The organism is Leucobacter allii, from assembly GCF_022919155.1.
In the GTDB taxonomy this organism is placed as follows: Bacteria; Actinomycetota; Actinomycetes; order Actinomycetales; family Microbacteriaceae; genus Leucobacter; species Leucobacter allii.
Genome location: NZ_CP095045.1, coordinates 1405075 through 1422042, shown reverse-complemented (window position 1 = coordinate 1422042; position 16968 = coordinate 1405075). Strand labels below are relative to the sequence as shown.

The 16968-nt window shown below is 72.0% G+C and carries 14 protein-coding genes; 10 read left to right on the top strand and 4 right to left on the bottom strand.

Features of this window, described 5'->3' with window-relative positions; all coding sequences use genetic code 11:
• Positions 1-93: 93 nt before the first annotated feature.
• The 3 genes from MUN78_RS06620 to tkt are packed head-to-tail and all read right to left on the bottom strand — an operon-like array spanning position 94 to position 4921.
• Entirely contained in the window at positions 94-1698 is a 1605-nt protein-coding gene (locus MUN78_RS06620; RefSeq protein WP_244729529.1) for a glucose-6-phosphate isomerase, read from the bottom strand.
• On the bottom strand, positions 1698-2807 hold the full coding sequence (gene tal / locus MUN78_RS06615; RefSeq protein WP_244729528.1) for a transaldolase: 1110 nt from the start codon (positions 2805-2807) through the stop codon (positions 1698-1700). Before tal ends, MUN78_RS06620 begins: the two co-directional genes overlap by 1 nt.
• Positions 2804-4921: a transketolase gene (gene tkt, locus MUN78_RS06610; protein WP_244729527.1), complete on the bottom strand. Its 2118-nt coding sequence runs from the start codon at positions 4919-4921 to the stop codon at positions 2804-2806. Before tkt ends, tal begins: the two co-directional genes overlap by 4 nt.
• Before the next feature lie 84 nt (positions 4922-5005).
• Between tkt and MUN78_RS06605 the strand changes: the two genes are divergently transcribed.
• Positions 5006-5938, top strand: a complete 933-nt coding sequence (locus MUN78_RS06605; RefSeq protein WP_244729526.1) for a heme o synthase — start codon at positions 5006-5008, stop codon at positions 5936-5938.
• Between the two features lie 1050 nt (positions 5939-6988).
• Here the strand turns inward: MUN78_RS06605 and MUN78_RS06600 are convergent.
• Positions 6989-7918 (bottom strand): COX15/CtaA family protein, encoded by a 930-nt coding sequence (locus tag MUN78_RS06600; RefSeq protein WP_346730626.1) that lies wholly within the window; start codon positions 7916-7918, stop codon positions 6989-6991.
• Positions 7919-8174: 256 nt separating this feature from the next.
• On the opposite strand from MUN78_RS06600, the gene sufB reads away from it, so the two are divergent.
• The 9 genes from sufB (at position 8175) to pgl (ending at position 16954) form a co-directional block, all read left to right on the top strand.
• A complete protein-coding gene (sufB, locus tag MUN78_RS06595) occupies positions 8175-9593 on the top strand; it encodes a Fe-S cluster assembly protein SufB (RefSeq protein WP_244693724.1) in 1419 nt (472 codons plus the stop codon).
• Positions 9593-10780 carry a Fe-S cluster assembly protein SufD gene (sufD, locus tag MUN78_RS06590; protein ID WP_244729525.1) on the top strand — a complete coding sequence of 396 codons (1188 nt, stop codon included), beginning with the start codon at positions 9593-9595 and terminating at the stop codon, positions 10778-10780. The genes sufB and sufD overlap by 1 nt, the downstream gene beginning before the upstream one ends.
• Complete coding sequence (locus MUN78_RS06585; protein WP_244693722.1) at positions 10781-11107, top strand: non-heme iron oxygenase ferredoxin subunit; 327 nt, start codon at positions 10781-10783, stop codon at positions 11105-11107. It abuts the gene before it with no gap.
• 4 nt (positions 11108-11111) lie between these two features.
• Positions 11112-11870, top strand: a complete 759-nt coding sequence (gene sufC, locus MUN78_RS06580) for a Fe-S cluster assembly ATPase SufC (protein WP_244729524.1) — start codon at positions 11112-11114, stop codon at positions 11868-11870.
• A gap of 9 nt (positions 11871-11879) precedes the next feature.
• The gene (locus tag MUN78_RS06575; RefSeq protein ID WP_244693720.1) at positions 11880-12230 is read left to right on the top strand and encodes a metal-sulfur cluster assembly factor; all 351 of its coding nucleotides are present in this window, start codon (positions 11880-11882) and stop codon (positions 12228-12230) included.
• Between the two features lie 19 nt (positions 12231-12249).
• On the top strand, positions 12250-13806 hold the full coding sequence (zwf, locus tag MUN78_RS06570; RefSeq protein WP_244694004.1) for a glucose-6-phosphate dehydrogenase: 1557 nt from the start codon (positions 12250-12252) through the stop codon (positions 13804-13806).
• Positions 13803-14753 carry a glucose-6-phosphate dehydrogenase assembly protein OpcA gene (locus MUN78_RS06565; RefSeq protein ID WP_244693718.1) on the top strand — a complete coding sequence of 317 codons (951 nt, stop codon included), beginning with the start codon at positions 13803-13805 and terminating at the stop codon, positions 14751-14753. The genes zwf and MUN78_RS06565 overlap by 4 nt, the downstream gene beginning before the upstream one ends.
• 68 nt (positions 14754-14821) lie before the next feature.
• On the top strand, positions 14822-16213 hold the full coding sequence (gene gndA / locus MUN78_RS06560) for an NADP-dependent phosphogluconate dehydrogenase (protein WP_244730023.1): 1392 nt from the start codon (positions 14822-14824) through the stop codon (positions 16211-16213).
• 9 nt (positions 16214-16222) lie between these two features.
• A complete protein-coding gene (gene pgl / locus MUN78_RS06555) occupies positions 16223-16954 on the top strand; it encodes a 6-phosphogluconolactonase (RefSeq protein ID WP_244729523.1) in 732 nt (243 codons plus the stop codon).
• Positions 16955-16968: the final 14 nt, after the last annotated feature.

The following is a 16968-nucleotide window of genomic DNA, read 5'->3' as shown; positions in this document are numbered from 1 at the left end:
GGGGAATCATCGCGATTCCCCGAGGCCTTCGTCGTGCGTCCGGCGGTCCGGCGGTCCGGCGGTCCGGCGGTCCGGCGGTCCGGGAGGAGCGTCTCAGATCGCCGTGATGATCCGGCGGACGGTCTCAGCGGGGTCGGGGCAGCCCAGGGCGATCACCGGACGGCCCCGCTCCGCGAGCACACCGCGATCCCCGCGCGCCTGCGCCGCGATGAGCGCGCCGAAGCCGGCCTCGCCGTCCGGGATCCCGAGCTCCCCGGCACCCGTGTCCGAGAGCTGCAGGAAGGCTCCGGCGGCCGGACCGCCCTTGTGGAGCTGACCGGTGGAGTGCAGGTAGCCTGGCCCGAAGCCGAGTGCCACCGGCACGCCCAGCGACGCCGCCAGTCCGGCCCGCAGCGCCTCGAGCTCCGTCCGGGTCGCGGACGCGTCCAGATAGGCCTGGATCGCGAGGTACCCCGTGGCCGGCACGACGGCGCGGAGCGCGTCCACGAGTCCGCTCGCGGAACGCGGCGCCGCTCCCGGCGCCGCCTGCACGACGGCGTCGGCGAGCTCCGCGATGGGCGCCGCCTCCACGGCGGCGTCGCGCGCGGGCGCGGCGAGCGCCGCACGCGCGGCGACCTTCGCGGCCTCGACGTCGGGCTGGTCGAAGGGGTCGATCCCGATGAGACGGCCGAGCACGGACGTCGCGACCTCCCAGAGCAGGAACTGCGCACCGAGCGGCGCGTCGAGGAGGATCCCCTCCGAGCCGGGGCCCGCCCCGTCCTCGCTCCGCTCGGGACCGACGGCGATCGGAAGCGCCTGGGCCGGCGTCCGGACGAACTCCGGCGCCGTCTCCGCGAGCGCGATGGGCAGCACGCCGACGCCGTCCTTGCCGGTCGACTCGGCGACGAGCTGCTCGATCCACTGCCCGAGCCCCGCGTCGGCGCCGTGCGAGGCCCGCACGGCGAGCAGGAACCGGCCGGGCAGCCCTTCGCCGATCGCCGCAGCGAGCCGCAGGGCCGGGTTCGACGCGTCGTCGGCGGCGAGTTCGGCGCGCACGGAGTCGGCCTCGGCGAGGAGCGCGCGCAGCTCGGCGCCGGCCAGCCCCGCGGGCACGAGCCCGAACGCCGTCAGCGCGGAGAACCGGCCGCCCACCTCGGGGTCGGCGAGGAACACGCGCTGGCCGCGCGCCCGGGCATCCGCCTCGAGCGCGGATCCCGGATCGGTGACGACCACGATGCGCCCCGCGGGATCGATGCCCGCGGCCGCGAACGCGCGCTCGAAGGCGGCGCGCTGGCTGAGCGTCTCGATGGTGCCGCCCGACTTCGAGCTCACCACGACGACGGTGCGGGAGAGGTCTCCCGCCACCGCGCGGCGCACCACCGCGGGGTGCGTGGAGTCAAGCACCTCGAGCGGCACGCCGTGCCAGCGCGCGATGACCTCGGGGGCGAGGCTGGAGCCGCCCATGCCGCAGAGCACGACGCGGTCGACGCCGGACGCCGCGAACTCGGCGCGCAGCGCCTCGATCTCGGGGATCAGCCGCTCGGCGGCGGGGGAGACGTCCGTCCAGCCGAGCCGGATCGCGGCCTCCGCGGCCGCCTCGGCCCCCCAAAGCCCGGCGTCCCGTGCGAAGATCCGGCTGGCGACGCGCGCCTCCACGAGCTCGGCGACCGTCTCGGCGATCGCGCGCTCCGGCATGCCGGCGTCGAGCCGGATCGTCATCACTCCGCCGCTTCCGCGAGCGCCCGGGCGACCGTGTCCTGCAGCTGGGTCCAGGAGGCGTCGAACTTCTCGAGCCCCTCGCGCTCCAGCAGCGCCGTGACCTCGGCGTAGTCGATGCCCTGCGCGTCGATGTCGTTGAGCAGCTGGTTCGCCTCGAGGAACGTCCCGGAGATCGTGTCCCCGCGGGTCTCGCCGTGGTCGGCGTAGGCGCGCAGCGTGGCCTCCGGCATCGTGTTCACGACGTCGGACGCGACGAGCTCGGCGACGTAGAGGGTGTCGGGGAGCGCCGGGTCCTTCACCCCGGTGGAGGCCCACAGCGGGCGCTGCGGGTGCGCGCCGAGCCCGAGCAGCTGCTGCGCGCGCTCGCTCGCGAAGCTCTGCGCGAACACCTCGTAGGCCAGGCGTGCGTTCGCGACGCCCGCGCGGCCCGTCAGCGCCTCGGCCTCCGGGGTGCCGAGCGCCCGGAGCCGTCCGTCGATCTCGGTGTCGACGCGCGACACGAAGAAGGAGGCCACCGAGCGGATGCCGGCGAGGTCGTGCCCCGCGGCGCGGGCGCGCTCGAGGCCCGTGAGGTAGGCGTTGATGACCTCGCGGTAGCGCTCGAGGCTGAAGATGAGCGTGACGTTCACGCTGATCCCGGCGGCGATGGTCTCGGCGATCGCCTCGAGTCCCTCGACGGTCGCGGGGATCTTGATCATGGCGTTCGGACGGTCGACCCGCCGCCACAGCTCGCGGGCCTGGGCCACGGTGCCTGCGGTGTCGCGGGCGAGGCCCGGCTCGACCTCGATGGACACGCGGCCGTCACGGCCTCCGGTCGAACGGAAGACGTCCGCGAACACGTCGCAGGCGTCGGCGACATCCGACGTCGTGAGCTCCACGATCGTCGCGTCCGCATCGAGGCCCCGGGCCGCGCAGTCGGCGATCCGGCCGCCGTAGCCGACGCCGCCGCCGATGGCCCCGGCGAAGATCGTCGGATTGGTGGTCACGCCGACGACGTCGTGCGTGCCGATGAGCCCGGCGAGCTCGCCGCTCTCGATCCGGTTCCGGGAGAGGTCGTCGAGCCAGATGCTGACGCCCGCCGCGCTGAGCTGCTGCGTGGACTCGGTCATCGTGCGCCTCCTTCGCGCTGCGCCGCCACGGCGGCGATGGATGCGCGAGCCGCGTCGACGACCGCATCGGTCGTGATGCCGAACTCGCGGAAGAGGGTCTCGTAGTCCGCGGATGCGCCGAAGTGCTCGATCGACACCGAGCGTCCGAGGTCCCCGACGAGGCGCTCCCAGCCGAGCGCGAGGCCGGCCTCGACGCTCACGCGCGCCGCCACCGCGGCGGGGAGCACGTGCTCGCGGTAGGCCGCGTCCTGTTCGGCGAACCACTCGAGCGAGGGTGCGGAGACGACGCGGGCGCCGACGCCGTCGGCCGCGAGGCGTTCGCGCGCCTCGACGGCGAGCTGCACCTCGGAGCCGGTCGCGACGAGGATCACGTCGAGCACGCCCGTGGGGGAGTCGGCGAGGATGTAGGCCCCGCGGCGGACGCCGGCGGACGCCTGCTCCGCGCTCGCGAACTCGCCGTCCCGGGGGAGCACCGGCACGTTCTGGCGCGTGAGCGCGATCCCCGTCGGGCCGCCGTGGCGGGTGAGGATCTCGTGCCAGGCGACGGCCGTCTCGTTCGCATCCGCGGGGCGCACGATCGCGAGGTTGGGGATCGCGCGCAGCGTCGCCAGCTGCTCGATCGGCTGGTGCGTCGGCCCGTCCTCGCCGAGCGCGATCGAGTCGTGCGTCCACACGAAGATGCTCGGCACGTTCATGAGCGCGGCGAGCCGCACGGCGGGGCGCATGTAGTCGCTGAAGATCAGGAAGGTGCCGCCGTAGCTGCGGGTCCTGCCGTGGAGCTGGATCCCGTTGAGGATGGCGCCCATGGCGTGCTCGCGGATGCCGAAGTGCAGCACCCGGCCGTAGGGATCGCCCTGCCAGGTACTCGTCGAGTGCGCCGCGGGCACGAAGGAGGGCGCTCCCGGGATCGTGGTGTTGTTCGAGCCGGCGAGGTCGGCCGAGCCACCCCAGAGCTCCGGCAGCACCGGCCCGAGCGCGGCGAGCGTCTTGCCGCTGGCCGCGCGGGTGGCGAGGCTCGTGCCCGGTTCGAACTCGGGGAGCACCGCGAGCGCCTCAGCGGGGAGTTCTCCGGCCTCGAGGCGGTCGAGGAGCGCCTTGCGCTCCGGGTTCGCCGCGGCCCAGGCATCGAAGCCCTGCTGCCAGGCGGCGCGCTTCGCGGCGCCGCGCTCCACGGCGCCGCGGGTGTGCGCGATGACCTCGGGGGCGACGGCGAAGTGCTGCTCGGGGTCGAAGCCGAGGGCGGTCTTCAGACCGGCGAGCTCCTCCTCGCCGAGCTTGGAGCCGTGGATCCCGCCCGTGTTCTGCTTGCCGGGCGAGGGCCAGCCGATGATCGTCTTCAGGATGATGAGCGAGGGCTTCGCGGTCTCCGCCTGCGCCTCGAGGATGGCGCGATGCAGCTCGGCGACGTCCTCGACGTACGCGCCCGTCCGTTTCCAGTCGACCTCGAGGACCTGCCAGCCGTACGCGGCGTAGCGCTGCGCCACGTCCTCCGAGAAGGAGATGTCGGTGTCGTCCTCGATGGAGATCTGGTTGGAGTCGTAGATCGCGATGAGGTTGCCGAGCTCCTGGTGGCCGGCGAGGCTCGAGGCCTCCGCCGTCACGCCCTCCTGGAGATCGCCGTCGCCCGCGACGACGTAGATGAAGTGGTCGAAGGGGCTCGCGCCCGGCGCGGCCTCGGGATCGAACAGCCCGCGCTCGTAGCGCGCGGCGTAGGCGAAGCCGACGGCCGAGGCGAGTCCCTGCCCGAGGGGGCCCGTGGTGATCTCGACGCCGGCGGTGTGGCCGTACTCGGGGTGGCCTGGCGTCTTCGATCCCCAGGTCCGCAGCGACTCGAGGTCGGAGAGCTCGAGGCCGTAACCGCCGAGGTACAGCTGCACGTACTGCGTCAGCGAGGAGTGGCCGACCGAGAGGATGAAGCGGTCGCGCCCGATCCAGTCGGCGTCGACGGGGTCGTGGCGCATGACCTTCTGATGCAGCAGATACGACACCGGCGCCAGGCTGATCGCCGTGCCCGGGTGACCGTTGCCCACCTTCTCGACGGCATCCGCCGCGAGTACGCGCGCGGTGTCCACCGCGCGGTCGTCGAGCTCATCCCACTGCAACACGTCTGCCAATGCTTCGCCTCTCTGAAGGGTCGGAGCGCGTTCCGCACGCGCGGGTTCAATCCTAACGGCAGCGGCGGGGTATCATGGGAGGCGATGTCCACCGAGCTCTCACCCCACGCGCAGGCCGCCTCCCGGGCGTCGACCCGGTCGTTCAGGCGGACGGTCAAGAACTACGTGTCGCTCACGAAGCCGCGCGTCATGGAGCTGCTGCTCGTGGTCACCGTGCCGGCGATGTTCCTCGCCCAGGGCGGGATCCCGAACCTCTGGCTCGTGCTCGCGACGCTCCTCGGCGGGGCGATGAGCGCGGGGTCGGCCGGCGCCTTCAACTGCTACATCGATCGCGACATGGATCGCAAGATGAAGCGGACGGAGAACCGGCCGCTCGTCACGGGGGAGATCTCCGACCGCAACGCGCTCGCCTTCTCCTGGGTGCTCGGCGTGCTCTCGGTCGCCTGGCTGTGGCTCACGACGAACTGGCTCGCCGCGGCGCTCTCGGCCGCCGCGATCTTCTTCTACGTGGTCGTCTACACCATCGTGCTCAAGCGGCACAGCGAGCAGAACATCGTGTGGGGCGGGATCGCCGGCTGCTTCCCGGTGCTCATCGGCTGGGCCGCCGTGAGCGGCACGCTCGCCTGGCCGGCCTGGGTGATGTTCCTCATCATCTTCCTGTGGACGCCCGCCCACTATTGGCCGCTCTCGATGAAGTACCGCGGCGACTACGCCGCGGCCGGGGTGCCGATGCTCGGCGTCGTGCGCGGCCAGGTCACCGTCGGCCTGCAGGTCATCCTCTACACCTGGGCGACCGTCGCCGCGAGCCTGCTGCTCATCCCCGTCGCCGAGATGGGCTGGGTGTACACGATCGCAGCGCTCGCCTTCGGCGGGTACTTCATCGCCCAGGCGCACCGCCTGTACGGGCAGGCCATCCGGGGCGAGCGCGGGAAGCCCATGCGGGTCTTCCACACCGCGAACATCTACCTCTCCGTGATCTCCCTCGCGATCGCGGTGGACGCGCTGCTGCCCTTCTGATCCGTCAGGGAGGACCCACCCGGCATCCGGGTCCGTGCGGATCAGCGCCCGGACGGTCCTCGCTGGCCTGCTGACCCGTCGGGCATGCTCCGCCCGGCATTCGAGTCCGGATCGGCGGCCGGACGCACCTTGCTGCCTTTCTGATCCGTCAGGGAGGACCCGCCGGGCACTCCGGTCCGTGCGGATCGGCGGCCGGACGCACCTTGCTGCCCGCTGATCCGTCGGGCATGCTCCGCCCGGCATTCGAGTCCGGATCGGCGGCCGGACGCACCGAGTCGCTCGGCGGCACGTCTGATCCCCGCCCGCGGTCCTCGGACCGATCACGCGCATCCGCCGGCCTCTCTTCCCGGCCGGTTCCGCGACGCTTCGGCCGCGCTTCATCACACATCCCCGCCAGTCGGCCGCACTTCGGCCCGATCCGCAGCTCCCCATCCCGATCCGGGTCGCTCCGGCACGGTGTGGACCGCCCGCACCCTACCATTGAGACCCCGATCGCGCGTCTCGATGGGATGCGGGAGAGGAGTTGGGCGGGTGAGGGGAGTAAGAGGAAGCGGGGTGGGGTGGGGTGGGGTGAAGTGAGGTGAGGTGAGGTGAGGTGGTACCGGGTGGTCCGGGTCGCAGTATGCGCGGGCCGGGAGAAGCCGCCTGGCGCTGGCGCTTCGGTGAGCGATGCGGCTTCGGTGAGCGCTATCCATCCGATCCCGGCTCACCGAAGCCGCATCGCCGACCGAACCGCATCACCCACCGAACCGCATCGCAGCCCGAAGCCGCATTGCCCCCCAAAGAAAAACCCAACCCGGGTCGCTCCGGTAGGGAGCAGACCGCATGCACCCTGCCGGAGCGACCCCGATCGCGTAATTCCGGGAGGGACGGGCGGAGAGGGACGGGCAGGAGAGCAGGGACGAGCGGGAGGGCAGGGACGAGCGGGAGGGCAGGGACGAGCGGGAGGGGAGGGACGAGCGGGAGGGGAGGGAAGAGCAGGAGCCGGCGAGGTGGCAGGAAGCGCGGGGGCGACCGGGCGGGAGGGGTCGGGGCGCAGGAGGGCCGGCGCTACGCGGCCGCGGCGGGGCGCTTGAGCGCGAGCACGACGACCGTCATCGCCGCCGCCGTGAGCGCGGCGAGCACCATGTGCACGCCGACCGCCAGCTCGGGGAGGCCGTTGCGGGCCTGGAAGACGCCCACGGCGATCTGCACGACGAGCGCGGCCATGAGGATCGCGAGCCACTTCAGCGGGCGCAGGCGCCGCGCCGCCGCCCAGACGAGCAGGGCGAGCGTGAGAGCGAAGGCCGCGTATCCGGGCCACGAGTGGATGTGGCTCATGAGCACGGCGTCGACGCCGTCGCGCTGGATGGTCGCGTCCCCGGAGTGCGGGCCGGAACCCGTGGTGAGCACGCCGAAGAGCACGGTGATCGCCATCACGACGGTCGTCACGTGCGTGAGGATCATGAAGGGCTTCGGCACGGCGAGCTCGCGAGGTCCGGGCTGCGCCGACATCCGCACGAGGTACGCCGCCGTGATGCATACGAGCGAGAGGGAGATGGCGTAGTGGACGCCGACGAGGTTCGCGTTGAGGTGGAACCACACGATGAAGCCGCCCAGGAGCGCCTGCAGCGCGACGAGGCCGAGCACGACGGCAGAGATCGCGAAGAGGTCGCGGCGCACGGCGCGCACCCGCCAGCTCAGCAGCAGCACGAGGAGCGCGGCGACGAGCAGCGGCCCCGAGATCGTGCGGTTGCCGAACTCGATGAGCGAGTGGTAGCTGAGCTCCTCGGTCGGCACGAGCGAGCCCGGGGCGCAGAGCGGCCAGTTCGGGCAGCCGAGGCCCGACCCCGTGAGCCGCACCGCGCCGCCCGTCGCGATGATGAGCGTGTTCAGCACGAACGACGCCCAGGCGCCGAAGCGCAGCCAGCCGGAGGCCCGCCATTCGGCTGGCGGTGCGGCGGGGGAGGGCGTGCTGACGGATGCGGGTGCGCTGGACACGGGGGTTTCCTCTCGACGGCCTCCCGCGCCCGGCCCGGCGGCGCCCGGCGCGCTCCTGCCATTTGCGGCGAGAACCTGTAGAATGGGAAGCTGTGGTTGCGAACGGCGAACCGCCGCCCGGTGCCCGGCATCGGGGAGGTCGGTTCCGTCCGAAGCCCAGAATACTGCACCGCCGCAGGGCCGTTTCTGTGCGACCGGATCTCGATTCGCCGCGCAGGCCGGACGGCCCGGCGCGACGAAGAATGAGGGAGGGATCATGCCTGAGGTACTGATCGACCGACCCGAGCTCGAGGGCTTGGGCCAGTACGAGTTCGGCTGGCACGACAGCGACAAGGCCGGTGCGCTGGCCAAGCGCGGATTGAACGAGCAGGTCGTGCGCGAGATCTCGGCGCTCAAGAACGAGCCCGAGTGGATGCTGCAGCGGCGCCTGAAGGCCCTGCAGATCTTCGGCAGGAAGCCCATGCCCACCTGGGGCGCGGATCTCTCGGAGATCGACTTCGACAACATCAAGTACTTCGTGCGCTCCACGGAGAAGCAGGCGACCACCTGGGACGACCTGCCCGAGGAGATCAAGGACACCTACGAGAAGCTCGGTATTCCGGAGGCGGAGCGCCAGCGCCTCGTCGCGGGCGTCGCGGCCCAGTACGAGTCCGAGGTCGTCTACCACCAGATCCGCGAGGACCTGGAGGCGCAGGGCGTGCTCTTCCTCGACACCGACACGGCGCTGCGCGAGCACCCCGAGATCTTCGAGCAGTACTTCGGCACGGTCATCCCGTCGGGCGACAACAAGTTCGCGGCGCTGAACACGGCCGTCTGGTCGGGCGGCTCGTTCGTGTACGTGCCGAAGGGCGTGCACGTCGAGATCCCCCTGCAGGCCTACTTCCGCATCAACACGGAGAACATGGGCCAGTTCGAGCGCACGCTCATCATCGCCGACGAGGACAGTTACGTCCACTACATCGAGGGCTGCACCGCCCCGATCTACAAGTCCGACTCGCTGCACTCCGCCGTCGTCGAGATCATCGTGAAGAAGAACGCCCGCGTGCGCTACACGACGATCCAGAACTGGTCGAACAACGTCTACAACCTCGTGACGAAGCGCGCCGTCGCCGAGGCGGGGGCCACCATGGAGTGGGTCGACGGCAACATCGGCTCCAAGGTGACGATGAAGTACCCGTCGATCTACCTCACCGGGGAGCACGCCAAGGGCGAGACGCTCTCGGTCGCCTTCGCGGGCCCGGGCCAGCACCAGGACGCCGGCGCGAAGATGATCCACCTCGCTCCGCACACGAAGTCCTCCATCCTCTCGAAGTCGATCGCGCGCGGCGGCGGCCGCACGGGCTACCGCGGCGAGGTCCGCGTCGAGGCGAGCGCGCACCACGCGGCGAACTCCGTCGTCTGCGACGCCCTGCTCGTCGACACGATCTCGCGCAGCGACACGTATCCCGCCATCGACATCCGCACCGACGACGCCGAGCTCGGCCACGAGGCGACCGTCTCGCGCGTCAGCGAGGAGCAGCTCTTCTACCTGATGAGCCGCGGTCTCGCCGAGGAGGAGGCCATGGCGATGATCGTGCGCGGCTTCATCGAGCCGATCGCCCGCGAGCTGCCCATGGAGTACGCCCTCGAACTGAACAAGCTCATCGAGATGGGCATGGAAGGATCCGTCGGATAATGACCGAAGCCGTTGCCACGAAGGACACCGCACAGCACGGCCTGACCGCCCACTCCGACGGCGACTGGGACAACCGTGTTCCCGTGCAGACCCGGAGCGACCGCCCGAAGTCGACGGACGTCGCCGACTTCCCGCAGGTCACCGGGCGCGAGGCCGTCTGGAAGTTCACCCCCGTCGCGAAGCTCGACGCGCTGCTCAACGGCGCGCTCGACGGCGCCCGCCTGCCCGTCTCCGTGTCTGAGGCCGCCGGCGTGAGCTCGGAGTGGATCGCCCGCGACGACGCCCGCGTCGGCCGCGCGGGCATCCCCGAGGAGCGCGGCGCCGCGGCGGCCTGGGGCGCGTTCGACGAGGCCCACCTGGTGACCGTCGCCTCCGAGGAGCGGCGCACGGTCGTCGTCGCGCGCGACGCGCTCGGCACCGCGCCCCGCGCCGGCCACACGATCATCGAGGCGGCGCCGCACAGCACCGGCCTCGTGATCCTCGAGAACTCGGGAGCCGCGCAGCTCTCGGAGAACGTGGAGATCGTCGTCGGGGACGGCGCGAAGCTCACCGTCGTCTCCGTGCAGCAGTGGGACGACGAGGCGATCCACCTCGCGAGCCACTACGCGAGCGTCGGCCGCGACGCTTCGCTCACGCACATCGTGGTCTCGCTCGGCGGGGGCCTCGTGCGCCTCAACCCCTCGATCCACCTCGACCACGAGGGCGCGAACGGCGAGGCGCTCGGCGCCTACTTCGCCGACGCGGGCCAGCACCTCGAGCACCAGGTCTACCTCGACCACGACGCCCCCCACACCCGCAGCCGCGTCACCTACAAGGGCGCACTGCAGGGCGAGGGCGCGCACACCGTGTGGATCGGCGACGTGCTCATCCGCAACAACGCGACCGGCACCGACAGCTACGAGCAGAACCGCAACCTCGTGCTCTCGGAGGGCACCCGGGCCGACTCGATCCCGAACCTCGAGATCGAGACGGGGGACATCGCTGGCGCGGGGCACGCCTCCGCCACCGGCCGCTTCGACGACGAGCACATCTTCTACCTGCAGAGCCGCGGCATCTCCGAGGAGGAGGCCCGCAAGCTCGTCGTCCGCGGCTTCCTGCTCGAGGTCATCGCGCAGATCGGCGACGAGGCGACCGAGGAGCGGCTGCAGGCCGCCGTCGAGGCCGAGCTCGCGGAGAGCGTGCGATAGGTGGCACGACAGAAGGTGCTCGCCCTCGGCGAGCTGGTGCAGGATCAGGCGACCCGCGTGGTCGTGGACGATGTGCCGATCGCGGTCGTGCTGGACGCGAGCGGGGACGTCCACGCCATCGGCGATACCTGCAGTCACGGGCAGATCAGCCTGTCCGAGGGCTTCGTCGAGGGCGACACGCTCGAGTGCTGGGCCCACGGCTCGGCGTTCTCGCTGCGCACCGGCGTCCCGCAGAACCTCCCGGCCTACGAGCCGGTCCCCGTCTACGTTGTCGAGATCGAAGACGGCGACGTGTACATCGACCCCAACGTTACGAAAGAGATTTAGAAACATGAGCTCCGTTCTCGAAATCAAGGACCTGCACGTCAGCGTCGAGACCGAACAGGGTGCCAAGCAGATCCTCAAGGGGGTCGACCTCACCATCGCGCAGGGCGAGACCCACGCCATCATGGGCCCGAACGGCTCCGGCAAGTCGACGCTCGCCTACGCGATCGCCGGCCACCCCCGCTACGAGGTCACCGGCGGATCCATCCTGCTGGACGGCGAGGAGGTGCTCGAGATGGGCGTCGACGAGCGCGCCCAGGCCGGTCTCTTCCTCGCCATGCAGTACCCGGTGGAGATCCCCGGCGTGACCAACGCCAACTTCCTGCGCACCGCGAAGACCGCCATCGACGGCGAGGCGCCGGCGATCCGCACCTGGATGAAGGACGTCAAGGAGGCCATGGGGAACCTCCGCATGGACGAGTCCTTCGCCTCGCGCAACGTCAACGAGGGCTTCTCGGGCGGCGAGAAGAAGCGCAACGAGATCCTGCAGCTCGAGCTGCTGAAGCCGAAGTTCGCGGTCCTCGACGAGACCGACTCGGGCCTCGACGTCGACGCGCTGAAGATCGTCTCCGAGGGGGTGAACCGCGCCAAGGAGCAGACCGGGCTCGGCGTGCTCCTCATCACGCACTACACGCGCATCCTGCGGTACATCACGCCCGACTTCGTGCACGTCTTCGTGAACGGCCGCGTGGCGGAGGAGGGCGGTCGCGAGCTCGCCGACCGCCTCGAGGAAGAGGGCTACGACCGTTTCCTCGAGACGGCGTAAGCTGGTCGCATGAGCGAGGAAACCACGACCGCACCGCAGTCGATCGATCCGGAGTTCCGCGAGCAGGCGCTGGAGTCGCTGAAGAACGTGTCGGATCCCGAGCTCGGCGTGAACATCGTCGACCTCGGACTGATCTACGATCTCGCCTTCGACGAGGAGCACGACGCGCTCGTGATCAGCATGACGCTCACGAGCGCCGGCTGCCCGCTCACCGATGTGATCGAGAACGACATCGCGGAGGCCCTCGACGGGCTCGTCACCGCCTTCCGGATCAACTGGGTCTGGATGCCGCCGTGGACGCCCGAGCGCATCACGGACGACGGCCGCGACATGATGCGCGCGCTTGGCTTCGCCATCTGAGACGACGGGGCCCGTGCGGGTGCCGCGATCCGAGGATCGCGGCACCCGCACGGGCAATCCGCTGCGCTCGGCCGACGACCCCCGCCTCGCGCGGATCGCGGGTCCGAGCGCGCTCGTCATCTTCGGCGTGACGGGGGATCTGTCGCGCAAGAAGCTCATGCCGGCGGTCTACGATCTCGCGAACCGCGGCCTCCTGCCCCCCGGTTTCGCGCTCGTGGGCTTCGCGCGGCGCGACTGGGCCGATCGGGACTTCGCCGAGATCGTGCACGACGCCGTGCGCAAGTACGCCCGCACCCCGTTCAGCGAGGAGACCTGGCAGCAGTTCGCCGAGGGCATCCGCTTCGTGCAGGGGCGCTTCGACGACCCCGACGCCTACCGCAGGCTCCGCGAGACGGTCGACACGCTCGACCGCGAGCGCGGGACCATGGGCAATCACGCCTTCTACCTGTCCATCCCGCCGCGCTCGTTCCCCGAGGTCGCCGGGCACCTCTCGGAGTCGGGCCTCGTCGACCGCAGCGCAGACGACGCGCGCTGGCGCCGGGTCATCATCGAGAAGCCGTTCGGCCACGACCTCGACTCGGCGAGGGAGCTGAACCGGGTGCTCGAGTCGGCCTTCCCGGCCGACGCGATCTTCCGGATCGACCACTACCTCGGCAAGGAGACGGTGCAGAACATCCTCTCCCTGCGCTTCGCGAACGCGATGTACGAGCCGATCTGGAATCGCAACTTCGTCGATCACGTGCAGATCACCATGGCCGAGGACATCGGGGTCGGCGGCCGCGCGGGCTACTACGACGGCGTCGGCGCCGCCAGGGACGTCATCCAGAACCACCTGCTGCAGCTGCTCGCGCTCACCGCGATGGAGGAGCCCATCAGCCTGAGCGCGGAGCACCTGCGCGCCGAGAAGGAGAAGGTGCTCGAGGCGGTGCGGCTGCCCGCGGACCTCGCCGCCGCCACGGCGCGCGGCCAGTACGCGGCCGGCTGGCAGGGCGGCGAGCTCGTCAACGGCTTCCTCGAGGAGGAGGGCATGGATCCCGCCTCATCGACGGAGACCTTCGCCGCCATGAAGCTGGAGGTCGCCACCCGCCGCTGGGCCGGGGTGCCGTTCTACCTGCGCACGGGGAAGCGGCTCGGCCGGCGCGTCACCGAGATCGCGGTCGTCTTCCGGCGCGAGCCGGGGGAGCTCTTCGACCAGGCCCAGACGACGGAGCAAGGCTCGAACGCCCTCGTCATCCGCGTCCAGCCCGACGAGGGCATCACCATGCGCTTCGGCGCGAAGGTGCCGGGCAGCGGCACCCGGGTGCGGGACGTCACGATGGACTTCAGCTACGGCCACGCCTTCACGGAGGCGAGCCCGGAGGCCTACGAGCGGCTCATCCTCGACGTGCTGCTCGGGGACGCCCCGCTCTTCCCCCGGCAGGCGGAGGTCGAATTGTCTTGGCGGATCCTCGATCCCGTCGAGCGCCACTGGGCGTCGCAGGAGGGACCGCTCGAGCAGTACGCCCCCGGCTCCTGGGGACCCGATTCCGCCGACGCCCTGCTCGCACGCGACGGCCGCAGCTGGAGGCGGCCGTGATCGAGAGTCTGCCGAACACCAGCATCAGCGCGGTCGCGCGGCGCCTCGTGTCCATGCGGCAGGAGAGCGGGGTCGCCGCGCTCGGGCGGGTGCTCTCGCTCGTCATCGCGGCGTCGGGGCCGCTCGACGAGGCCGTCATCGCGGCCGCGAACCACGCCTCCAACGAGCATCCCATGCGCGTCATCGTGCTGCTCACCCGCCCGGAGGGCGAGGCCGGGCTCGACGCCGAGATCCGCGTCGGCGCCGATGCCGGAGCGAGCGAGGTCGTCGTGCTGCGCGCCCACGGCGAGGTGGTCAGCGGTGTCGAGAGCCTCGTCACCGGCCTGCTGCTGCCCGACGCCCCGGTGGTCGTCTGGTGGCCGGACGCGGCTCCGGCCCGGCCCGGGAGCGACCCCATCGGCCGCATCGCGCAGCGGCGGATCACCGACGCCGCCGCCGACCGCGGGGCGGGGTGGGCCACGCGCATCGCCGGCTACTCCGCGGGCGACACCGACCTCGCCTGGACGCGCCTCACGCGCTGGCGGGAGTACCTCGCCGCCGTGCTCGACCAGCCGCCCTGCGAGCCGGTCACCGCGGTCGAGGTGGTGGGATCCGCGCTCTCGCCCTCGACCGAGCTGCTCGCCGCCTGGCTGGAGCTCGCCCTCGGGGTGCCGACCGTGTGCCGGCTGCTCCCGCCCGAGGACCCGATCCGCGGCGTGCACTCCGTCACCCTCACCCGGCCGGGCGGCGACGCGAAGCTCGCGCGGGTGACCCGCCTGCGCGCCGCGCTCAGCCAGCCGGGTCAGCCGACCCACGAGATCGTGCTTCCCCGGCGCTCGCTCAGCGAGTGCCTGGCCGAGGAGCTGCGCGGCCTGCACGAGGACGTCATGTACGGCCGCGTCCTCGAACAGCTCGCGCGCACTCGCGCCGAACGCATCCCCACCCCACGAACGGAGAACCCAGCGTGACGACGAACGCAGCGCAGAACCCGGCAGCGGCCCCGACGGCGAACATCGGCGTCGTCGGCCTCGCCGTGATGGGCGCGAACCTCGCGCGGAATCTCGCGAGCCGCGAGGGGAACACGGTCGCGATCCTGAACCGCAGCCCGCAGCGGACGGAGGCGCTCGTCGCCGAGCATCCCGAGGCCGGCTTCGTCCCCGCCGTCGACTACGCGGGCTTCGCGGCGGCGCTGCGACGGCCGCGCACCGCCATCGTCATGGTCCAGGCCGGCGCCGCCACGGACGCGACGATCGACGCCCTCGTGGAGGTCTTCGAGCCCGGCGACATCATCGTCGACGGCGGCAACGCGTACTTCCCCGACACCATCCGCCGCGAACGGGCCGTGCGCGCCACCGGCATCAACTTCGTCGGCGCCGGCATCTCCGGCGGCGAGGAGGGGGCGCTCCGGGGGCCGAGCATCATGCCGGGGGGCTCCGACGAGGCCTGGCGCACCCTCGGCCCGATCCTGCGCTCGATCGCCGCGGTCGCCGAGGGCGAGCCGTGCGTGACGCACGTCGGCCACGACGGCGCCGGGCACTTCGTGAAGATGGTGCACAACGGCATCGAGTACGCGGACATGCAGCTCATCGCCGAGGCCTACGACCTCATCCGTCGCGGCACGGGCCGCAGTCCCGCCGAGATCGCCGACGTCTTCGCCGAGTGGAACCGCGGCGAGCTCGAGTCGTACCTCATCGAGATCACCGCCGAGGTGCTCAGGCAGACGGACGCCGCCACGGGCGTCCCGCTCGTCGACGTGATCCTCGACCAGGCCGGCGCGAAGGGGACCGGCGCGTGGACCGTGCAGACCGCGCTCGCGCTCGGCGTGCCCGTCTCGGGCATCGCCGAGGCCACCTTCGCGCGCTCGCTCTCCTCGCGGCCCGAGCAGCGGGCCGCCGCGGCGTCGCTTCCCGGGCCGGAAGCGACGCCGCTCGCGGCCGACGAGGCCGCGTTCATCGAGGACGTGCGGCAGGCGCTCTACGCCTCGAAGATCGTGGCGTACTCGCAGGGCTTCGACGAGATCCGCGCGGGCGCCGCGGAGCACGGCTGGAGCATCGACCTCGGCGCGATCGCGAAGATCTGGCGCGCCGGCTGCATCATCCGCGCCCAGTTCCTCAACCGCATCGCCGAGGCGTACGCGGGGGAGCCCGGCCTGCCCCTGCTCATGACCGCGCCCTACTTCGCCGAGGCGCTCGCGCGCGGCCAGGAGGCCTGGCGCCGCGTCGTCGTCCGCGCGACCGAGAGCGGCATCCCGGCTCCGGCGTTCGCCTCCTCGCTCGCGTACTACGACGGGCTCCGCGCGGAGCGCCTGCCCGCCGCGCTCATCCAGGGCCAGCGCGACTTCTTCGGCGCGCACAGCTACCGGCGCGTCGATCGGCCGGGCGCCTTCCACACGCAGTGGTCGGGCGACCGCTCGGAGACGGCACTCTAGGGGTCGGCCGTGCGGATCTCGGAGCACCCCGATCCCGACGCGGTCGCCGCGGCGATCGCCGACGAGCTGCTCGGGCTCCTGCGCGATCGCCAGCGCTCGGACGCGGTACCCGTCGTCGTGCTCACCGGCGGCACCGGCGGGGCGCGCGCCCTCGCCGCGCTCGGCGCGCATCCCCGGCGGGGCGACGTGGACTGGCGACGCATCCGCTTCCTCTGGGGCGATGAGCGCTGGGTGCCGGCCGGGCACCCCGAGCGCAACGACCGGCTCGCCGACGAGGCGCTCTTCTCCCGCGTCGAGACCGATCCCGCCCTCGTGCACCGCGTGGCGGGCTCCGACGCGGGGCTCTCGCTCGAGGACGCCGCTCGGGCCTACGCGGAGCTCGTCGCGGGCATCGACCGCATCGACGTCGCGCTGAACGGCGTCGGGGAGGACGGGCACGTCGCCTCCTTGTTTCCCGGGCGCCCGGAGCTGCTCGCGGGGGAGACGGCTCCCGCGGCGCTCGCGATCCGGGAGTCGCCGAAGCCGCCGCCCGAGCGCGTCACGCTCGCGCTGCGGAGCCTGAACCGCGCCGAGCGGGTCTGGCTCGTCGCGACGGGCGCCGGGAAGGCCGCGGCCGTCGCTCGGCTCCGCGCGGACGCCGCCGGCGGCGCCGGGCCGGACGCCCTCCCGGCGGCGCGCGTCGCCGGGACCCGCGAGACGGTGCTCTGGGCCGACGCCGCAGCGCTGTCCGGGATGCACTGAGGCGCAGGCGGTAG

Excerpts from the sequence above, each read along its gene's own strand:
- MUN78_RS06620 (WP_244729529.1), bottom strand. The coding sequence starts at position 1,698 with ATGACGATCCGGCTCGACGCCGGCATGCCGGAGCGCGCGATCGCCGAG.
- MUN78_RS06575 (WP_244693720.1), top strand. The coding sequence starts at position 11,880 with ATGAGCGAGGAAACCACGACCGCACCGCAGTCGATCGATCCGGAGTTC.
- sufC (WP_244729524.1), top strand. The coding sequence starts at position 11,112 with ATGAGCTCCGTTCTCGAAATCAAGGACCTGCACGTCAGCGTCGAGACC.
- tal (WP_244729528.1), bottom strand. The coding sequence starts at position 2,807 with ATGACCGAGTCCACGCAGCAGCTCAGCGCGGCGGGCGTCAGCATCTGG.
- sufB (WP_244693724.1), top strand. The coding sequence starts at position 8,175 with ATGCCTGAGGTACTGATCGACCGACCCGAGCTCGAGGGCTTGGGCCAG.
- MUN78_RS06605 (WP_244729526.1), top strand. The coding sequence starts at position 5,006 with ATGTCCACCGAGCTCTCACCCCACGCGCAGGCCGCCTCCCGGGCGTCG.
- gndA (WP_244730023.1), top strand. The coding sequence starts at position 14,822 with ATGGGCGCGAACCTCGCGCGGAATCTCGCGAGCCGCGAGGGGAACACG.
- sufD (WP_244729525.1), top strand. The coding sequence starts at position 9,593 with ATGACCGAAGCCGTTGCCACGAAGGACACCGCACAGCACGGCCTGACC.